This is a genomic window from Polymorphobacter megasporae, assembly GCF_018982885.2.
Classification (GTDB): Bacteria; Pseudomonadota; Alphaproteobacteria; order Sphingomonadales; family Sphingomonadaceae; genus Polymorphobacter_B; species Polymorphobacter_B megasporae.
In genome coordinates this window covers 1,575,129-1,590,905 of sequence record NZ_CP081848.1, presented here as the reverse complement: position 1 = coordinate 1,590,905, position 15,777 = coordinate 1,575,129, and the positions used below count along the sequence as shown (strand labels likewise).

The following is a 15,777-nucleotide window of genomic DNA, read 5'->3' as shown; positions in this document are numbered from 1 at the left end:
AATTGCAACATATGCTTGCACGAATGATAACATCGGGCGGTTCTATGCCGCCTGCGGTTGAGCTAGGGTCGCTCGATGGGCTGGAATTTCTGGATCGATCGCGGCGGCACGTTCACCGACATAGTTGCGCGACGGCCCGATGGCGGCATCGCGACGCTCAAGCTGTTGTCGAGCGCATCCGCTTATGCCGATGCCGCGATCGAAGGCATCGCGCGGCTTCGTGGCGACGAACCTGTCGACATGGTGCGGATGGGGACGACGGTCGCGACCAACGCGCTTCTCGAGCGCGCTGGCGAGCCGGTCGTGCTCGCGATCACCCGCGGCTTCGGCGACGCGCTGCGAATCGGCCATCAGGCGCGTCCACGGCTGTTCGACCGCCAGATTGTCCTGCCCGAGCCGCTGTACGACAGCGTCGTCGAGATCGACGAGCGGGTCGATGCCGAGGGCGAGGTCCTTCGCCCGCTCGACGGAACCGCTACTCTTGCCGCGCTGAGCGCGACATTTGGTGCAGGGTATCGCGCAATCGCAATCGTCCTGATGCACGGCTACCGGTTTACCGCGCACGAGGAGCGGGTCGCGGCGATCGCCCGCGCGGTCGGCTTCACCCAGGTCTCGGTGAGCCACGACATCGCCGCGCTGATCAAGTTCGTGCCGCGCGGCGATACGACGGTGGTCGACGCGTATCTGTCGCCGATCCTCGGCCGCTACGTCGAGCAGGTCGGTGGCGCGCTCGGCGACACCCCGCTGCTGTTCATGCAGTCGAACGGAGGTCTGGTCGCGGCGCGCGACTTCCGCGGCAAGGACGCGATCCTGTCGGGCCCGGCTGGAGGCATCGTCGGCATGGTCGCGACCGCGCGCGCCGCCGGGTTCGACCGCCTGATCGGCTTCGACATGGGCGGCACCTCGACCGACGTCTCGCATTACGCTGGAGCCTACGAACGCAGTACCGAGGCGCTCGTCGCCGGGGTCCGCATCCGCGTGCCGATGCTGGCGATCGACACCGTCGCGGCGGGGGGCGGATCGATCTGCCGCTGGGACGGGACGCGGCTCCGCGTCGGGCCCGAAAGCGCGGGCGCGGTGCCCGGGCCGGCAGCGTATCGCGGCGGCGGCCCGCTGACGGTGACCGACGCCAACGTCCTGCTCGGCAAGCTCCAGCCCGACCATTTCCCGGCGCTGTTCGGCCCCGGAGGTGATCAACCGCTCGATCGCGATGTCGTCGTCGCGAAGTTCGCTGCGCTGGGCGCCGAAACCGGCATCGCGCCAATGACGCTCGCGGCGGGGTTCGTCGACATTGCGGTGGCGACGATGGCGCGCGCGATCCGCAGCGTCTCGATCGAGCGCGGGCACGACGTCGCTGGCTACACATTGGTGTGCATGGGCGGCGCCGCGGGGCAGCACGCGTGCCTCGTCGCCGCCGCACTCGGCATCGGGCGGGTGATGGTTTCGCCGTACGCCGGGGTCCTGTCGGCGCTCGGCATCGGGCTCGCCGACATCAGGGTGCTGCGCGAGGCAACTATCGACTTGCCGCTCGGTGTCGATATCGTGGCCGCCGCCAACGCGCTTGCCACCGCCGCCGAGACTGCGCTTCACGGCCAGCTGGTGACGTTCGACCGGGTCGAGTTGGTCCGCACCGCGCTCGTCAAATACGCTGGGACCGACACCCCGCTCGAAGTCGCGATCGATAATCCCGTCGCGATGGCTAAGGCCTTTGCCGCGCAGCATGTGGCGCGGTTCGGCTTTGCGAGCGAGGCGCCGCTCGTCATCGACGCGTTGCGGGTCGAGGCGGTCGGCTCGACTGCGGCGATCGATATCGCTACGCCTGAGCCCGCCGGCGACCCTACGCCAATCATGGTAACGATGGCCGAGACGCCCGCGCCTCTATTCAACCGGGCGACGTTGCCCGTCGGCTTCGTCGTGACCGGCCCCGCGATCATCGTCGATGCGTCGGCAACCACCGTCGTCGAGCCGGGGTGGCGAGCCGAGGTCGACGGCGGGGGCAATCTGATCTTGACCCGCTCCGGCGAGTTGGTTGTACTGTCCGCGGCATCGAGTGATACCGTCGATCCGATCCGCCTCGAGCTGTTCGCGCATCGCTTCATGGGGATCGCCGAGGCGATGGGCGTCGCGCTGCAATCGACCGCGGCGTCGGTCAACATCAAGGAGCGCCTCGACTTCAGCTGCGCGCTGTTCGACGCCGACGGCAGCCTGATCGCCAACGCGCCGCACATGCCGGTCCATCTCGGGTCGATGGGCGAGAGCGTCGCCGCGGTCCGCCGCCGCCGCGACGGGCTGCGCCCTGGCGACGTCGTCATGCTCAACGCCCCGTACAATGGCGGCACGCACCTGCCCGACATCACCGCCATCATGCCGGTCTTCATCGACGACGAACCCGCCCCCGCGTTCTTCGTCGCCGCGCGCGGCCACCACGCCGACATCGGCGGCATCCCGCCGGGATCGATGCCGGCGAACAGCGTCTCGGTCGAGGAGGAGGGCGTGCTGATCGACGACGTCCTGCTCGTCGACGCGGGAGTCTTCCGCGAGGACGCGGTGCGCGCGCTGCTCGGCTCGGGAGCCTATGCGGCACGCAACCCCGACCAGAATATCGGCGACCTCAAGGCACAGGTCGCGGCCTGTGCGCGCGGCGCGGGCGAACTCCGCACGCTCTGCGCCGAGGTTGGGCGTGACACCGTCGAGGCGTACATGCGCTTTGTCATGGCGAACGCCGAAGAGGCGGTGCGCCGCGCGATCGCCGGGCTGGCCGACGGCGCGTTCGACTACCCAATGGACAACGGCGCGGTCGTCCGCGTCGCGGTGCGGATCGACCGGGAAAGGCGCGCGGCGACGGTCGACTTCACCGGAACCAGCGCGCAACTGCCAAGCAACTTCAACGCCCCGCGCAGTGTCGTCCGCGCGGCGGTGCTGTATGTCTTCCGCTGCCTGATCGACGACGACATCCCGTTGAACGACGGCTGCATGCGCGCGATCGAGGTTGTCGTCCCCCCGGGTTCGATGCTCGATCCGGCGTATCCGGCGGCGGTCGTTGCGGGCAATGTCGAAACCAGCCAAGTCATCACCGACGCGCTGTTCGGCGCGCTTGGCGTGATGGCAGGCGCGCAGGGGACGATGAACAACTTCACCTTCGGCAACGCCCGCCACCAATATTACGAGACGATCGCGGGCGGATCGGGGGCGGGAGCGGGGTTCGTGGGCACGAGCGCGGTGCAGACGCACATGACCAACAGCCGCCTGACCGACCCCGAAGTCCTCGAAAGCCGTTTTCCGGTGCTCGTCGACAGCTTCGCGATCCGGCGCGGATCGGGTGGCGCGGGCGAATGGCGCGGCGGCGACGGCGTTGTCCGGCAAATCCGCTTCCGCGAGGCGGCGACGGCGGGCATCCTGTCGAACCGCCGCCTCGTCCCGCCGTTCGGACTGGCCGGCGGCGGTGCGGGAGCCGCGGGCGAGAACAGCGTCGAGCGCGCCGACGGTTCGGTCGAACGCCTCGGCAGCACCGCGACGGTCGACATGGCCCCCGGCGACGTGTTCATTGTCGCGACGCCGGGCGGCGGGGGTTACGGAGAGGCGGAATGATCCTCATCGGGATCGCGGTGATCGTGATCGGCTTCGCGCTGCGGCTCAACCCGCTCGCGGTGGTCGTCGCGGCGGGGCTGGCGACCGGAGTCGCGGCAGGGCTGTCGCCGCTCGCGGTCGTCGCGGCGCTGGGTAAGGCGTTCAATACCAACCGTTATGTCTCGGTGATCTGGGTCGTCCTGCCGGTAATCGGGCTGCTCGAGCGCCACGGCTTGCAGGAGCGCGCGCGGGGTTTGATCGCTGGGATCGGCGCGGCGACGCCGGGACGGCTGCTGACGGTATATTTCGTCTTTCGCCAGATCACCGCGGCGCTCGGCCTGATCGCGATCGCGGGGCAAGCGCAGACGATCCGGCCGCTCGTCGCGCCGATGGCCGAGGCGGCGGCGGAGCGAAAGTGGCCGCTAACCCATTTGAATCGCCAACGGATTCGCGCGATGGCGGCGGCGACCGACAATGTCAGCGTCTTCTTCGGCGAGGACATCTTCCTCGCGGTCGCATCGATCCTGCTGATCAAGGGGTTTCTCGAGGTCAACGGCATCGTCGTGTCGCCGTTCGGGCTGTCGGTCTGGGCGATACCGACCGCGCTGGCGGCGCTGCTGGTCCACGGCTTCCGCCTGTGGCGTTTCGACCGGTCACTCAAGTGATTGGTCTGCCTGCACTTTATGCCCTGACCGGGGCGATGTTCGCCGCCTTCGCGGTGCTCGGCCTGCGCGACCGCAGCAACCCAAAGCGGATCGGCAATGCCGCCTTCTGGGGGCTGATGGCGCTGAGTTTCCTCGGCGGCGACAGGATCGGCGACCTCGGCAATGGCGTGATCGTCATCACGCTGGCGGTCCTTGCCGGAACGGGGGCACTTGGACGTGGCAGCCAAGCCGTTGATATCGCCGCACAACAATCGTTCGCGGCACGCTACGGCAACTGGCTGTTCGCCGCCGCGCTGATCATTCCAGCGGTCGCCTTGATCGGTACCTTCGCCCTGCCAGGGACCGGACTGGTCGATCCCAAGCAGGTCACGCTCGTCTCACTTGGCCTCGGCGTCGTGATCGCTTTCGCCGTCTGCATCGTCTGGTTGCGGCCCAAGCCGCTGGAATCGCTGGAGGGCGGACGGGCGATGATCGACGCTGTCGGCTGGGCGGCGGCGTTGCCGCAGGCTCTGGCGGCGTTGGGAGCGGTATTCGCGCTGGCGGGGGTCGGGACTGTCGTCGGCGGGTTGATCGCACCGATGCTCCCTCATGGGGCCCGGCTGGCGGCGGTGATCGCCTATACCGTCGGGATGGCGGGGTTCACGATGGTGCTGGGGAACGCCTTCGCGGCCTTTCCCGTGATGACCGCAGCGATCGGATTACCAATACTTGTCAATGGTTTAGGCGGAGACCCGGCACCGGTTTGCGCGCTTGGGATGCTCAGCGGGTTCTGCGGGACGCTGATGACGCCGATGGCGGCGAACTACAACATCGTGCCGGCGACATTGCTCGAGCTCGACGACCGCTACGGGGTCATCAAGGTGCAGATCATGACGGCTTTACCGATACTTGCGGTCAATACCGCGCTGATGGACTGGCTCGCCTTCCGATGATCCTGACCCCCGAACTCGCCGCCAAATTCGCCCGCATTGCGCTGGGCCATGTGGCGCACGCGTACCCGCACAAGGCCGATCACGTATCGAACTCGGCCGCCGACACGGCGTCACATACCGAACTCCACCCGGTGTTTTTCGGCAGTTTCGACTGGCACAGCTGCGTCCACGGCTGGTGGCTGCTGTTCCGCCTCCGCGCGGCATATCCCGACCTCGCGGGATCGATCGACCCGCTTGCCGCGACGACCTTCACCGCCGAGAAGCTCGCGGTCGAACTGGCCTATCTCGACCGCCCGAACAGCGGCGGGTTCGAGCGGCCGTACGGCTGGGCGTGGCTGCTCGCACTCCACGGCGCGGCGGCAGGCACCGAATGGGGGCCCCGCCTCGACCCCCTCGCCCGCGCCTTCGCCGCGCGTTTCGCCGCGTTCCTGCCCAAGGCGACCTACCCGATCCGGACCGGCAGCCACGCCAACACCGCATTCGCCAGCGTCCTCGCGCACGACTGGGCGGCGGTCCACGACCCCGCGCTCGCAGGCCAGATCACGGCGCGCGTCACCGGCTGGTACGGCGGCGACCGCGACGCGCAGGCGTGGGAGCCCGACGGCGACGCGTTCCTGTCGCCGGTCCTGTGCGAGGCGCTGGCGATGTCGCGCGTGCTCCCCGGCACAGAGTTCACCGCGTGGTTCGACGCCTTCCTCCCCCGCGCCCCCGCGCGCGAGCCGGCGGCGCTGTTCACCCCCGCCGTCCCGTCCGACCGCAGCGACGGCAAGATCGCCCACCTCGACGGACTGAACTTCAGCCGCGCGTGGTGCTGGCGCGAAATCGCCGCGAAACTGTCGCCCGCCCACCCGCTTTATACCGTAGCCGAATCGACCGCGGGCGCGCATATCGCCGCGAGCATCGACCATGTCGCCGGTGACTATGCCGGCGAGCATTGGCTTGCGACCTTCGCCTTTCTCGCTCTGACGTCGCCCTCCCTCTAAACGCCTGACAGGTCCCCATGCGGCTCTTCGCGCAATGCAATCTGGCGTACGAACTCGACGTCGCGGTCGAGGCGATTGCCAAGGTCCAGGTGCTCGCGGCATCCGATCAGGTTATCGTCGCCGAGACGCTCGGCCTGAGCGCGGGCGCGCGTCTGGTGTCGGTGACCACTGCCGACGGCACGCGGATGCTGCGCGGCGAAGTCGCGGGGGGTCATATCGAGATCGGCTATACCGCGACGGTCGACGTCGCGCCGCGGCTGCGCATCCCCGACGACGCGCGCCAGCATCGCTGGGATGAGCTCCCGCCCGAAACGCTCGATTACCTGCTGCCGAGCCGCTATTGCCCATCCGACAAGTTCGGGCGCTTCGCCCTCCGCGAATTCGGCCATGTCAGCCAGGGCGGGGCCAAGGTCCACGCGATCCTCGACTGGCTGCACGCGGAAGTCGATTACCTCCACGGAGTCAGCGACGCCGAGACGACCGCCGAACGCACCTTCGTCGACCGCGCCGGAGTCTGCCGCGACTTCACCCACCTTGGCATCACCCTGTGCCGCGCAGCGAACATCCCGGCGCGTGCGGTCGGAGCGTATGCGTGGCGGCTCGAACCCGCCGACTTCCACGCGGTGATGGAGGTCTATCTCGACGGCCAATGGTGGCTCGCCGACCCGACCCGGCTCGCCCCCGCCGACGGGCTGATTCGCATCGCCACCGGGCGCGACGCCGCCGACATCGCCTTCCTGACGACGGGCGGCGCGGTCCGCCAAATCGCGATGACGGTGTCGGTGATCAAACTGGACGGGTAACGGCTGCGGTTCGCCGAACAAACCGGCGTTACGGCTGCGGGAACGCCTTAACCTTCGCCAGCCGATCGACGAAGTGGGTGATGTTGCCCTGAACCGCGCGATTGATCGAATCGCGGATACGAACCGCGCCGAGGAAATTATCGCCCGACGCGACATGGCCGACGGTCTCTATCATCGCCTCGAACACCACGACGTGCGATTGGGCGTCGATCACCTGGTACCGCGCACGTGCCGGCGTGTTGATCGTGCCGCCGTGCCTCGGCGGCTTCATCTTGTAGATCGTCACGTTGACGTCGAAGACGCGCGAGCTGTGGTCGAACAGGCGCGACTGTTCGAGCGCGCTCGCCAGCCCGTGCTGCCATTGCGCCGGAATCGCATCGCTGCCGAAGGTCATGCCGACGCCACCTGCGCTTTTTGCCGCCGGATCGACCGATGCGGAGACGGTCCCGATCGTGCCGGCGAGGCGAACGCGGGCTTCGGGCAGGTTCGGCGTGAACGATGGCGGCGCGCCGACGCAACCGCTCATCGCCAGCGACGTCAGGCACAACAGCGCTGCGGCCGCTCCCCGGAAACGATTGTTCGCTCTGGCTGCGACTGGGCTCATCGACAACTCGCGGGGCTAAAGGTGCAGTTGCGCCGGGACTTCGGCACCGTCGTCGGGCGTGTAGGGTGATTTACCGGGGCAAGGCAAGCTGGCCATTGCCGGTGCGATCGCTTCCCGACGCCGCGCCTTACGCCGCGCGCGCGCGCAACTCCATCGCCAGCTGGGTCCGGCTTTCGAGACCGAGCTTCGCATAGACATTGTGGAGGTGCATCTTGACCGTGCCTTCGGAGATGCCGAGCGCGTCGCCGATCGCGCGGTTGCGCTGGCCGGCGGCGACGAGGGTCGCGACATCCTGCTCGCGCCGCGTCAATGCGGGCGCGGCCGGGCGCGCAACGCGATCGATGATCAGCCGGGTCGCCTCGGGATCGAGCCATTGCTCACCCGCCGCGACGGCGGTCAGGCATGCCGCGACCGCGGTCGCCGGGCTCGTCGTCAACACCACGCCCTCGGCGGCGAGCTCGACTGCGGCGAGCAAGGCGTCGGCGTTCGGCTGGTCGAACACGATGATTGTCGGGACGCCAGCCGCGCGACGCGCCTTCAGGACGTCGATGCCGCCGAGCTGGATTGAGACGACGGCAACGTCGGCCTCGACCAAGGCTTTGTGCCGCGCGCCATTGGTGGCTTCGATCGCCGCCTCGAAGCCGGCACTCGTGGCGATCGCCTTCAGCGCCTCGACGACGAGCGGAAATTGATGAGCAATCGCAACTTTACGCGATAGATTGACCGACCGACCTAACACACGCACTCCCCTTCGATTTCACCGAACTACGGTCGAAGGTGCGGCTGGGATGCGTTACGGATGTGTAACTTTTAACGAAGCGGTTGTCTCTGGCGCGTTTTCCCATCCGCCGCCGAGCGCCTTGAAGACCGCGACCTGGTCGGTCGTGAGCTGCGCCTGCGATGCGGCGAGATTCGCCTCGGCGGTCGCCAGCGTCCGCTGCGCGTCGAGGACGGCGAGGAAATTCTCCGCTCCCGCCCCATAGCGCAGACCGACGATCCGCGACGCCTCGGCACTGTAATCGCGCGCCGCGGTGAGCGCCGCCTGCCGGTCGAGCTCGCCCGAAAGCGCATTCAGCGCCGTCTCGGTCTCCTGCAACGCGTTCAGGACGGTTCCGTCAAAGCTCGCCAGCGCCGCCTCGGTCGTTGCCTCGGCCTGGCGGATGCGCGCCCGTGCGACGGTGATGTTCGGGAAGGTCCAGCTGAGCAGCGGGCCGACGTTGAAGGTGAAGCCCGAGTTGCTGCCGAGCTGGCGCGCGCTGATCCCCGAGGTCCCGACCGATCCGCCGAGCGATATCTGCGGATACAGCGCGGCGGTGGCGACACCGATCCGTGCGGTCGCGGCGGCAAGCGTCCGGTCGGCCTGGCGGATGTCGGGGCGGCGCTTGATCAGCGCGGTGCCGTCGCCGACCGGAAGCGGATGCTTGAGCAGCGGCGGCGTCGTGCACGCGGCGGCGGCGGCCGGCGTTTCTTCGGGCGGATGACCCGTCAGGACACTAAGCCGGAACAGCGCCTCGCGGCGTGACGCCACGAAGGTCGGAAGCGTCGCCCGGACCTGCTCGTACTGGGCACGCGCCCGCGAGGTGTCGAGCGGCGTGTCGCGCCCCGCCTGTGCCAGCCGTTCGGTCAGGTCGTAGGTTTCGAGCTGGAGCTGGAGCGACTTTCGCGCGACGCCGATCTGGAGCGCGGCCGAACAGGCGTCGGCATAGGCGCGCGCGGTTTCGGCGGCGACGCTGGTACGGACAGTGTCGCGCTGCGCCTCCTGCGCGGCGAGGTCGGCGCGCGACGCCTCGATATCGCGGCGGACGCGGCCGTAGAGGTCGAGTTCGTAGCTGACGTCGAGCCCGGCCTGGTAGAATTGGCCCTGATACGACGAGCTGGTGATCGTCCCGGTGCTGCCGCCGGTCGATCCGGTGCCCGTGCCCGTCCCGGTGCCGGTGCCAGTACCGGTGCCCGAGCTGCCCGACCCGGAGCCGAGTGTCGAAGTTCCGCTGGCGCCGCCGCCGCTCGAGCCGTTGCTGCGGAGATACGACGCACCGGCGCTGAGGCTCGTCGACGGCAGCAACTGGCTGCGCGTCTCGCTGAGGATCGCACGCGCCTTGCGGAGGTTCGCGGTCGCGACGCGCAGATCGGTGTTCGCGGTCAGCGCCTCGGTGACGAGGGCGTCGAGCGCGGGGTCGTCGTACAGCCGCCACCACTCGCCGGGCAGCGGTTCGGACGACACCGCGATCGAGTCGGAAGCGGCGTATTTGCCCGCCGCCGCACGCGGGGTTGTCGCAGGGTGGAAGTTCGGTCCGACCGTGCACGCGCCGAGGGCGAGGGCGACGATCGACGGCACGAGGCGTGAGATGCGGATCATTCGGCGGCCCCCGGCGCGGGAAGCGCAGCGGGCGTCTCGGTGCCCTTCTTGCGGATATGGACGGTCGGCAGCTTCGACGTCACCCAGCTGGCGATGACATAGAACACCGGGGTGAACAGCAGCCCGAAGACGGTCACGCCGATCATCCCGAAGAACACCGCAGTGCCGAGCGCCTGCCGCATCTCCTGCCCCGGCCCGACCGCGAAGACGAGCGGCAGCACGCCGAGGATGAAGGCGAACGACGTCATCAGGATCGGGCGGAGCCGGGTCCGCGCGGCGTGCTCGGCTGCCTCCCAGCGGTCCTCGCCGCGCTCCTCGTCTTGCTTGGCGAACTCGACGATCAGAATCGCGTTCTTCGCGGCGAGGCCGACAAGGACGACGAGGCCGATCTGCGTCAGGATGTTGTTGTCGAAGCCGCGTAGATTGACCCCGACGATCGCCGCCAGCAGGCACATCGGCACGATCAGGATGACCGCGAACGGCAGCACGAGCGATTCGTACTGCGCCGCGAGCAGGAGGAAGACGAACACCACCGCGAGCGCGAAGACGATCGCCGCGGTATTGCCCTGCGTCTTCTGCTGGTACGCGAGTTCGGTCCATTCGTAGCCGAAGCCTTCGGGCAGCGTCTTCGCCGCGAGATCCTCCATCGCCTTGAGCGCCTGCCCCGACGAGAAGCCGGGCTTGGTGTCGCCCTGCAGCTCGGCCGCCGGATACAAATTGTGGCGGACGACGCGATACGGCCCCGAATCGTCGCTCAGCGTCGCCACCGAGCCGATCGGCACCATCGCCCCCGACGCCGATCGCGTCTTGAGGTTGACGATATCTGCCGGCGCATGGCGATACTGGGCATCGGCCTGTGCGGTGACCCGGAAGGTCCGGCCGAACAGGTTGAAGTCGTTGACATAGCTCGACCCGAGATAGGTCTGGAGGGTCGAGAAGACGTCCGACGGCGCGACGCCGAGCTGCTGTGCCTTTTCGCGGTCGATGTTGGCGAACAGCCGCGGCGTGCCGGTGTTGTAGAGGGTAAACACCGACGTCAGCCCGGGAATCGAGTTCGCCTTCATCATCATCGCAAAGGTCGCCGCTTCGAGCGCCTTGGGGCCCTTATTGCCGCGGTCCTGGACCATCATCTTGAAGCCGCCGCCGGTGCCGATGCCGCGAACGGGCGGCGGGGCGATGACGAGGACGTTCGCCGCGTCGATGCCGCCGAGATTCTTGCGCAGGTCGGCAAGGATCGAGTCGCCGGTCTGATGATGATCGTGGCGGACGTCGAAGTCATCGAGCGCAAGGAAGATCGTCGCCGCGTTCGGCGCATTCGAGAAGCTCGCGCCGTCGAGACCCGAGATCGCGACGATGTGGTTGACGCCCTTGACCTTGAGCGCCTGCTGGATCGTCGCGCGCATCACTGCGTCGGTCCGCTCGAGCGTCGCGCCCGGCGGCATCTGGATGACGCCGATCAGATAACCCTGGTCCTGCGCCGGAATGAAGCCGGTCGGCGTCGCCGAGAAGCGCCACCCGGCGAGGCCGAGCAGGCAAACATACGCGATCAGCACGATGCCGATCGTCCGCACGGTCCGCGCGGTCAGGCGGCCATACCGGTCCGACAGCCAGTCGAAACCGCGGTTGAAACCGTTCGCCGCGCGCTGCACCGGGGCAAACCAGCCGTGCGGCTCGCTCGCGTGCGGATCATGCGGCTTGAGCAGCAGCGCCGCGAGCGCGGGCGACAGCGTCAGCGAGACGAGGCACGAGATCAGCGTCGCCGCCGAGATCGTCAGCGCAAACTGCTTGTAGAACTGGCCCGAGATGCCGCTGATGAACGCGGTCGGCACGAACACCGCGCACAGGGTCAGCGCGATCGCGACGAGCGCGCCGCCGACCTCGTCCATCGTCGCGAAGGCGGCGTCGTGCGGCGACAGGCCGTTGCGCAGCTCGCGCTCGACATTCTCCACCACGACGATCGCATCGTCGACGACGATGCCGATCGCGAGGACGAGCCCGAACAGCGACAGGTTGTTGAGCGAGTAGCCGAACGCCGCCATCACCGCGAAGGTGCCGATCAGCGACACCGGGATCGCCAGCACCGGGATCAGGGCCGCGCGCCAGCTCTGCAGGAAGACGAGCACGACGAGGACCACGAGGAGCACGGCTTCGAACAGGGTCTGCTGGACGCTGTCGATCGACTGCTGGACGTACGTCGTCGGGTTGTACGGGATCGAATAGGCGACGCCCGGGGGGAAGTCCTTCTTCGCCTCGTCCATCGTCTTGATGATCGCCGCCGCCGTCGCCAGCGCGTTCGATCCGGGCAGCTGGGTGATGCCGAGGCCGATCCCCGGCGTGCCGTTGACATAGGCATTGGTGCCATAGTCCTGCGCGCCGATCTCGACCCGCGCGACGTCGCTGACGCGTGTCAGCGCGCCATTGGCATCGGCCTTGATAACGATGTCGCCGAACTCCTCGGGCGTCGACAGCCGGCCCTGCGTCTGGACCGACAGCTCGAAGCCCGATCCGCCCCTGGCGAACGGCGGCGCACCGACGCTGCCGCCGGCGACCTGGACGTTCTGCGCGCGCAACGCATTGACGATTTCCGACGCGTTGAGGTTACGCGCGGCGGCCTTTTCCGGATTGATCCAGACCCGCATCGCATAGTCGCGCGCGCCGAAGACGTTGATGCCACCGATGCCTTGGAGCCGGAGCAGCTTGTCGCGAACCTGGATGCCGGCATAATTCGACAGATACTGGATGTCGTGGCTGCCGTCGGGCGATGTCAGGAACACCGCCATCAGGATGTCGGGCGTGTTCTTGAGCGTCGTCACGCCGAGTTCCTGCACCGCCTGCGGCAGGCGCGGGAGCGCGGTGGCGACGCGGTTCTGGACGAGAACCTGCGCGGTATCGAGGTTCGTGCCGAGCTTGAACACGACGTTGATCACCACCGATCCGTTCCCGGTCGACGACGACGTGATGTACAGCATGTTCTCGACGCCGTTGACCTGCTGCTCGATCGGCGCAGCGACGGTGTCGCCGAGGACTTCGGCCGACGCACCCGGATAGGTCGCGGTGATCGCGATCGTCGGCGGCGCGATCTCGGGATATTGCGCGACCGGCAGCGACGGATAGGCGAAGATCCCGAGCAGGACGATCAGGATCGAGATCACCCCGGCGAAGATCGGCCGGTCGATGAAGAAATGGGAGAAGCGCACCTTAGCGGACCGAACTCGCCGACGTCGCCGAGGTCGAGGGCGGCTCGATGAAGGTCGGCACTGCCGGTCCCGAGCCGGGATCGGGGGGCACGATCTTGCCTTCCTTGATCTTCACCGGCGTTCCCGGATGCGCGCGCTGGACCCCGGCAATGACGACATTGTCGGTCGCGTTGAGTCCCGAGCGGACGACCCGCAGTCCGTCGATGATCGGACCGAGCACGACGACGCGCTGCGCCGCCTTGCCGTCGGCTCCGACGACGAGCACCGCCTTGCGCGTCTGGTCGGTGACGATCGCGTCTTCGGGGATCAGCATTCCTGAGTAGGCGCCCGAACCGAGCAGTCGCATGTGACCGAACATCCCCGGCGTCAGCAGCCCGTCGGGATTGCTCACCACCGCGCGCCCGCGGATCGTCCCCGACCCGAGGTCGAGCGCATTGTCGACGAAATCCATCCGGCCGTGCCAGCGATATTCGGTCTCGTCGCCGAGCCGGATGTCGACCGGGTTCGCCGCGACGCGTGACGACGGACGGGTGCCGGCGCGGTTCGCCCGCTGATACTTGAGGTAAACCGCCTCCGAGCCGGTGAAGAGAAAATGGATCGGGTTGAGCGACACGATCGTCGTCAGCACTGTCGTTCCGCTGGTGACGTAATTGCCGGCGCTGACCTTGCGGTCCGACAGCCGGCCAGCCGCCGGAGCGGTGACGCGGGTGAATTCGACATCGAGCGCCTTGGCACGGGTGTTTGCCTTCGCCGAACCAAGCTGCGCTACCGCCTGCCGCAGCGCCGCTTGTGAGTTGTCATACTCTTCCTGGCTGACCGCCTTGAGGTCGAGCAGTTCCTTTTCGCGATTGAATGCGGTCTGCGCGACGGCGGCAGCGGCGACGTAGCGCGCCTCGTCGGCCTTCGCCTGCTCGAGGATCGCTTGGAACGGGCGCGGGTCGATGACCATCAGGAGCTGGCCCTTTTTCGCGAACTGGCCATCGCGAAAGTTGATCGACTGGAGATAGCCCGAGACGCGCGGCCGGACGTCGACGCTGTCGACCGCCTCGAAGCGTCCGGTGTAATCGTCCCAGTCGACGATCGGCTTGACCATCGGGTGCGCAACGGTGACCTCGGGAGCGGGTCCGCCAGGGGCTCCCGGCGGGGGGGCACCGGCCCCGTCATCCTTCTTGCCGCAGCTGGCGAGGGCCAGGACGCTGGCAAGAATCAGAATCGATCGCATGGGTTCGCCTTGTCGAGTGTGACTCACATCTACGCGCGAAATCGTACGGCGTCTACTGCAGCGCAGCATTAGGTGCAAAAAGCTGAACTATCGTCCCAGCCGGTTAGCGCTACCACTCCCTCTACCACGTTCCGGGCGTAAGCAGCAGCCGCGCAATTACCCCGGCGCCGGCGGCCAGCGCGATCGCCGCGAAAGCCCCCTGCATGCGCCGTCGCGGCACGCCGGGAGCCACCGATAGCGCGACACCGCCGAGGGTCGTCGCGACCATCGCCCACAGATGATAGCGCAGGTCAGACGCGATGCTGACGACCGCAAAGCTGAGCAGCATCGCCGCCGCCGACAGGGCCAGCGCCAGCGCCATGTCGCGCGGCCCCGATCGCGGCGTGCCCGCAGCGGTCCACCACAGGCCGAGGCTCGCCGCGAGCCACACCGCCGGCCAGCCGAACGGTGTCGCCGCGAGCGCGTCGGCGGCGACGGCGATCCCCTTGAGCAACGGATCGGCACGACGTCCGATGCCGACGTCGTTCGGCTGCGAATCGGGCGGGCCGACGGTCCGCGGCTGGCCGAACGGCACGAGCCAGCGCATCGTCATGTTGAAATGCCCGAGCCGGTGGCGGGCGTAGGCCACCGGATGCGCGGCGATGGTGCGCGCCCAGTCGCCGAACAGCCCGGCCCCCGCATCGCCGTCGAACCCGACCGCGTCGGCGACGAAGCCGCACTCCGCCGGGTCGCTGTACGCGTCCCACATCGTGACGTGATAGCACCCCCGCGCCTCGGCCTCGCGCCAGCGCGCGACCGGCAGCCCGGGCAGCGTTGCGATGCCGCCGAAATGCGCGATCCCGGCGAGGTCGTACAGCGGCAGCACCCGCTCGACATGCGATGGCCGCGCCCCGAGCAGCCGGTGATTGATCGACGGCGACACCGCCAGCACCGCGAGCACGCCCGCCAGCATCAGCCCGGCGCGCGCCGCCGGATGCCGCAGCCCGCCCCACCCCGCCCAGACGCACACCAACGGCACGACGCCGAACACCGCGTTCGCACGGAGCAACACCGCGTACACCAGCAGCACCGCGACGACCGCCGCCGCCGCTGCCGGCACCGCGCGCGACCGCAGCTTATACGCCGCGACGATCCCGGTCGCGGCGGTCAGCGCGGCGATCATCTGCGCGTCCTTGATGACGACGATCAGCCATTCGGCGGGGATCAGCAGCGCATCGAGCGCAAGTGCGGCAATGACTGGGCGAACCCGGGGGAGCGCGGCGGCGAACAGGACAAGCCCGGCAAAGAACAACGCGATCTGGAGCACGAACAGCGGCGCGGTGCCGAGGAGACCGGCAGACTCGAACCCCGACCACAGCCGCGCCATGACCGGCGGATGCCAGTCGTCGTAACTGCCGCTGCGGACTTGGGCGAACTGGCGGAGGGTGTCGAACAGCGCGATGCCCGGC

The 15,777-nt window shown here is 68.3% G+C and carries 11 protein-coding genes; 5 read left to right on the top strand and 6 right to left on the bottom strand.

Annotated features, from left to right (window positions below):
* Positions 1–75 precede the first annotated feature (75 nt).
* From KTC28_RS07500 to KTC28_RS07480, 5 genes are read left to right on the top strand one after another with little or no spacing between them, the layout of a single operon-like run.
* Positions 76–3,588, top strand: a complete 3,513-nt coding sequence (locus KTC28_RS07500) for a hydantoinase B/oxoprolinase family protein (RefSeq protein ID WP_216708326.1) — start codon at positions 76–78, stop codon at positions 3,586–3,588.
* Complete coding sequence (locus KTC28_RS07495) at positions 3,585–4,232, top strand: DUF969 domain-containing protein (protein ID WP_216708325.1); 648 nt, start codon at positions 3,585–3,587, stop codon at positions 4,230–4,232. Before KTC28_RS07500 ends, KTC28_RS07495 begins: the two co-directional genes overlap by 4 nt.
* Positions 4,229–5,164, top strand: coding sequence for a DUF979 domain-containing protein (locus tag KTC28_RS07490; protein WP_216708324.1), 936 nt, complete (start codon positions 4,229–4,231; stop codon positions 5,162–5,164). The genes KTC28_RS07495 and KTC28_RS07490 overlap by 4 nt, the downstream gene beginning before the upstream one ends.
* A complete protein-coding gene (locus KTC28_RS07485; protein ID WP_216708323.1) occupies positions 5,161–6,147 on the top strand; it encodes a DUF2891 domain-containing protein in 987 nt (328 codons plus the stop codon). Before KTC28_RS07490 ends, KTC28_RS07485 begins: the two co-directional genes overlap by 4 nt.
* A 17-nt stretch (positions 6,148–6,164) precedes the next feature.
* Positions 6,165–6,950 (top strand): transglutaminase-like domain-containing protein, encoded by a 786-nt coding sequence (locus tag KTC28_RS07480; protein ID WP_216708322.1) that lies wholly within the window; start codon positions 6,165–6,167, stop codon positions 6,948–6,950.
* 28 nt (positions 6,951–6,978) lie between these two features.
* Here the strand turns inward: KTC28_RS07480 and KTC28_RS07475 are convergent, their stop codons facing one another.
* From KTC28_RS07475 to KTC28_RS07450, 6 genes are all read right to left on the bottom strand, one after another.
* Positions 6,979–7,554: a hypothetical protein gene (locus KTC28_RS07475; protein ID WP_216708321.1), complete on the bottom strand. Its 576-nt coding sequence runs from the start codon at positions 7,552–7,554 to the stop codon at positions 6,979–6,981.
* Between the two features lie 127 nt (positions 7,555–7,681).
* Positions 7,682–8,293, bottom strand: a complete 612-nt coding sequence (locus KTC28_RS07470; RefSeq protein WP_216708320.1) for a response regulator transcription factor — start codon at positions 8,291–8,293, stop codon at positions 7,682–7,684.
* Positions 8,294–8,347: 54 nt separating this feature from the next.
* Entirely contained in the window at positions 8,348–9,910 is a 1,563-nt protein-coding gene (locus tag KTC28_RS07465) for an efflux transporter outer membrane subunit (protein ID WP_255602358.1), read from the bottom strand.
* On the bottom strand, positions 9,907–13,107 hold the full coding sequence (locus tag KTC28_RS07460) for an efflux RND transporter permease subunit (RefSeq protein WP_216708319.1): 3,201 nt from the start codon (positions 13,105–13,107) through the stop codon (positions 9,907–9,909). Before KTC28_RS07460 ends, KTC28_RS07465 begins: the two co-directional genes overlap by 4 nt.
* A gap of 1 nt (position 13,108) precedes the next feature.
* On the bottom strand, positions 13,109–14,329 hold the full coding sequence (locus KTC28_RS07455; RefSeq protein ID WP_216708318.1) for an efflux RND transporter periplasmic adaptor subunit: 1,221 nt from the start codon (positions 14,327–14,329) through the stop codon (positions 13,109–13,111).
* Between the two features lie 121 nt (positions 14,330–14,450).
* A complete protein-coding gene (locus KTC28_RS07450; protein ID WP_216708317.1) occupies positions 14,451–15,695 on the bottom strand; it encodes a hypothetical protein in 1,245 nt (414 codons plus the stop codon).
* Positions 15,696–15,777 lie beyond the last annotated feature (82 nt).

Bases quoted from the DNA above. Each gene is read 5' to 3' on its own strand.
- KTC28_RS07455 (WP_216708318.1), bottom strand. From the start codon at position 14,329: ATGCGATCGATTCTGATTCTTGCCAGCGTCCTGGCCCTCGCCAGCTGC.
- KTC28_RS07500 (WP_216708326.1), top strand. From the start codon at position 76: ATGGGCTGGAATTTCTGGATCGATCGCGGCGGCACGTTCACCGACATA.
- KTC28_RS07475 (WP_216708321.1), bottom strand. From the start codon at position 7,554: ATGAGCCCAGTCGCAGCCAGAGCGAACAATCGTTTCCGGGGAGCGGCC.
- KTC28_RS07450 (WP_216708317.1), bottom strand. From the start codon at position 15,695: ATGGCGCGGCTGTGGTCGGGGTTCGAGTCTGCCGGTCTCCTCGGCACC.
- KTC28_RS07480 (WP_216708322.1), top strand. From the start codon at position 6,165: ATGCGGCTCTTCGCGCAATGCAATCTGGCGTACGAACTCGACGTCGCG.
- KTC28_RS07485 (WP_216708323.1), top strand. From the start codon at position 5,161: ATGATCCTGACCCCCGAACTCGCCGCCAAATTCGCCCGCATTGCGCTG.
- KTC28_RS07495 (WP_216708325.1), top strand. From the start codon at position 3,585: ATGATCCTCATCGGGATCGCGGTGATCGTGATCGGCTTCGCGCTGCGG.
- KTC28_RS07465 (WP_255602358.1), bottom strand. From the start codon at position 9,910: ATGATCCGCATCTCACGCCTCGTGCCGTCGATCGTCGCCCTCGCCCTC.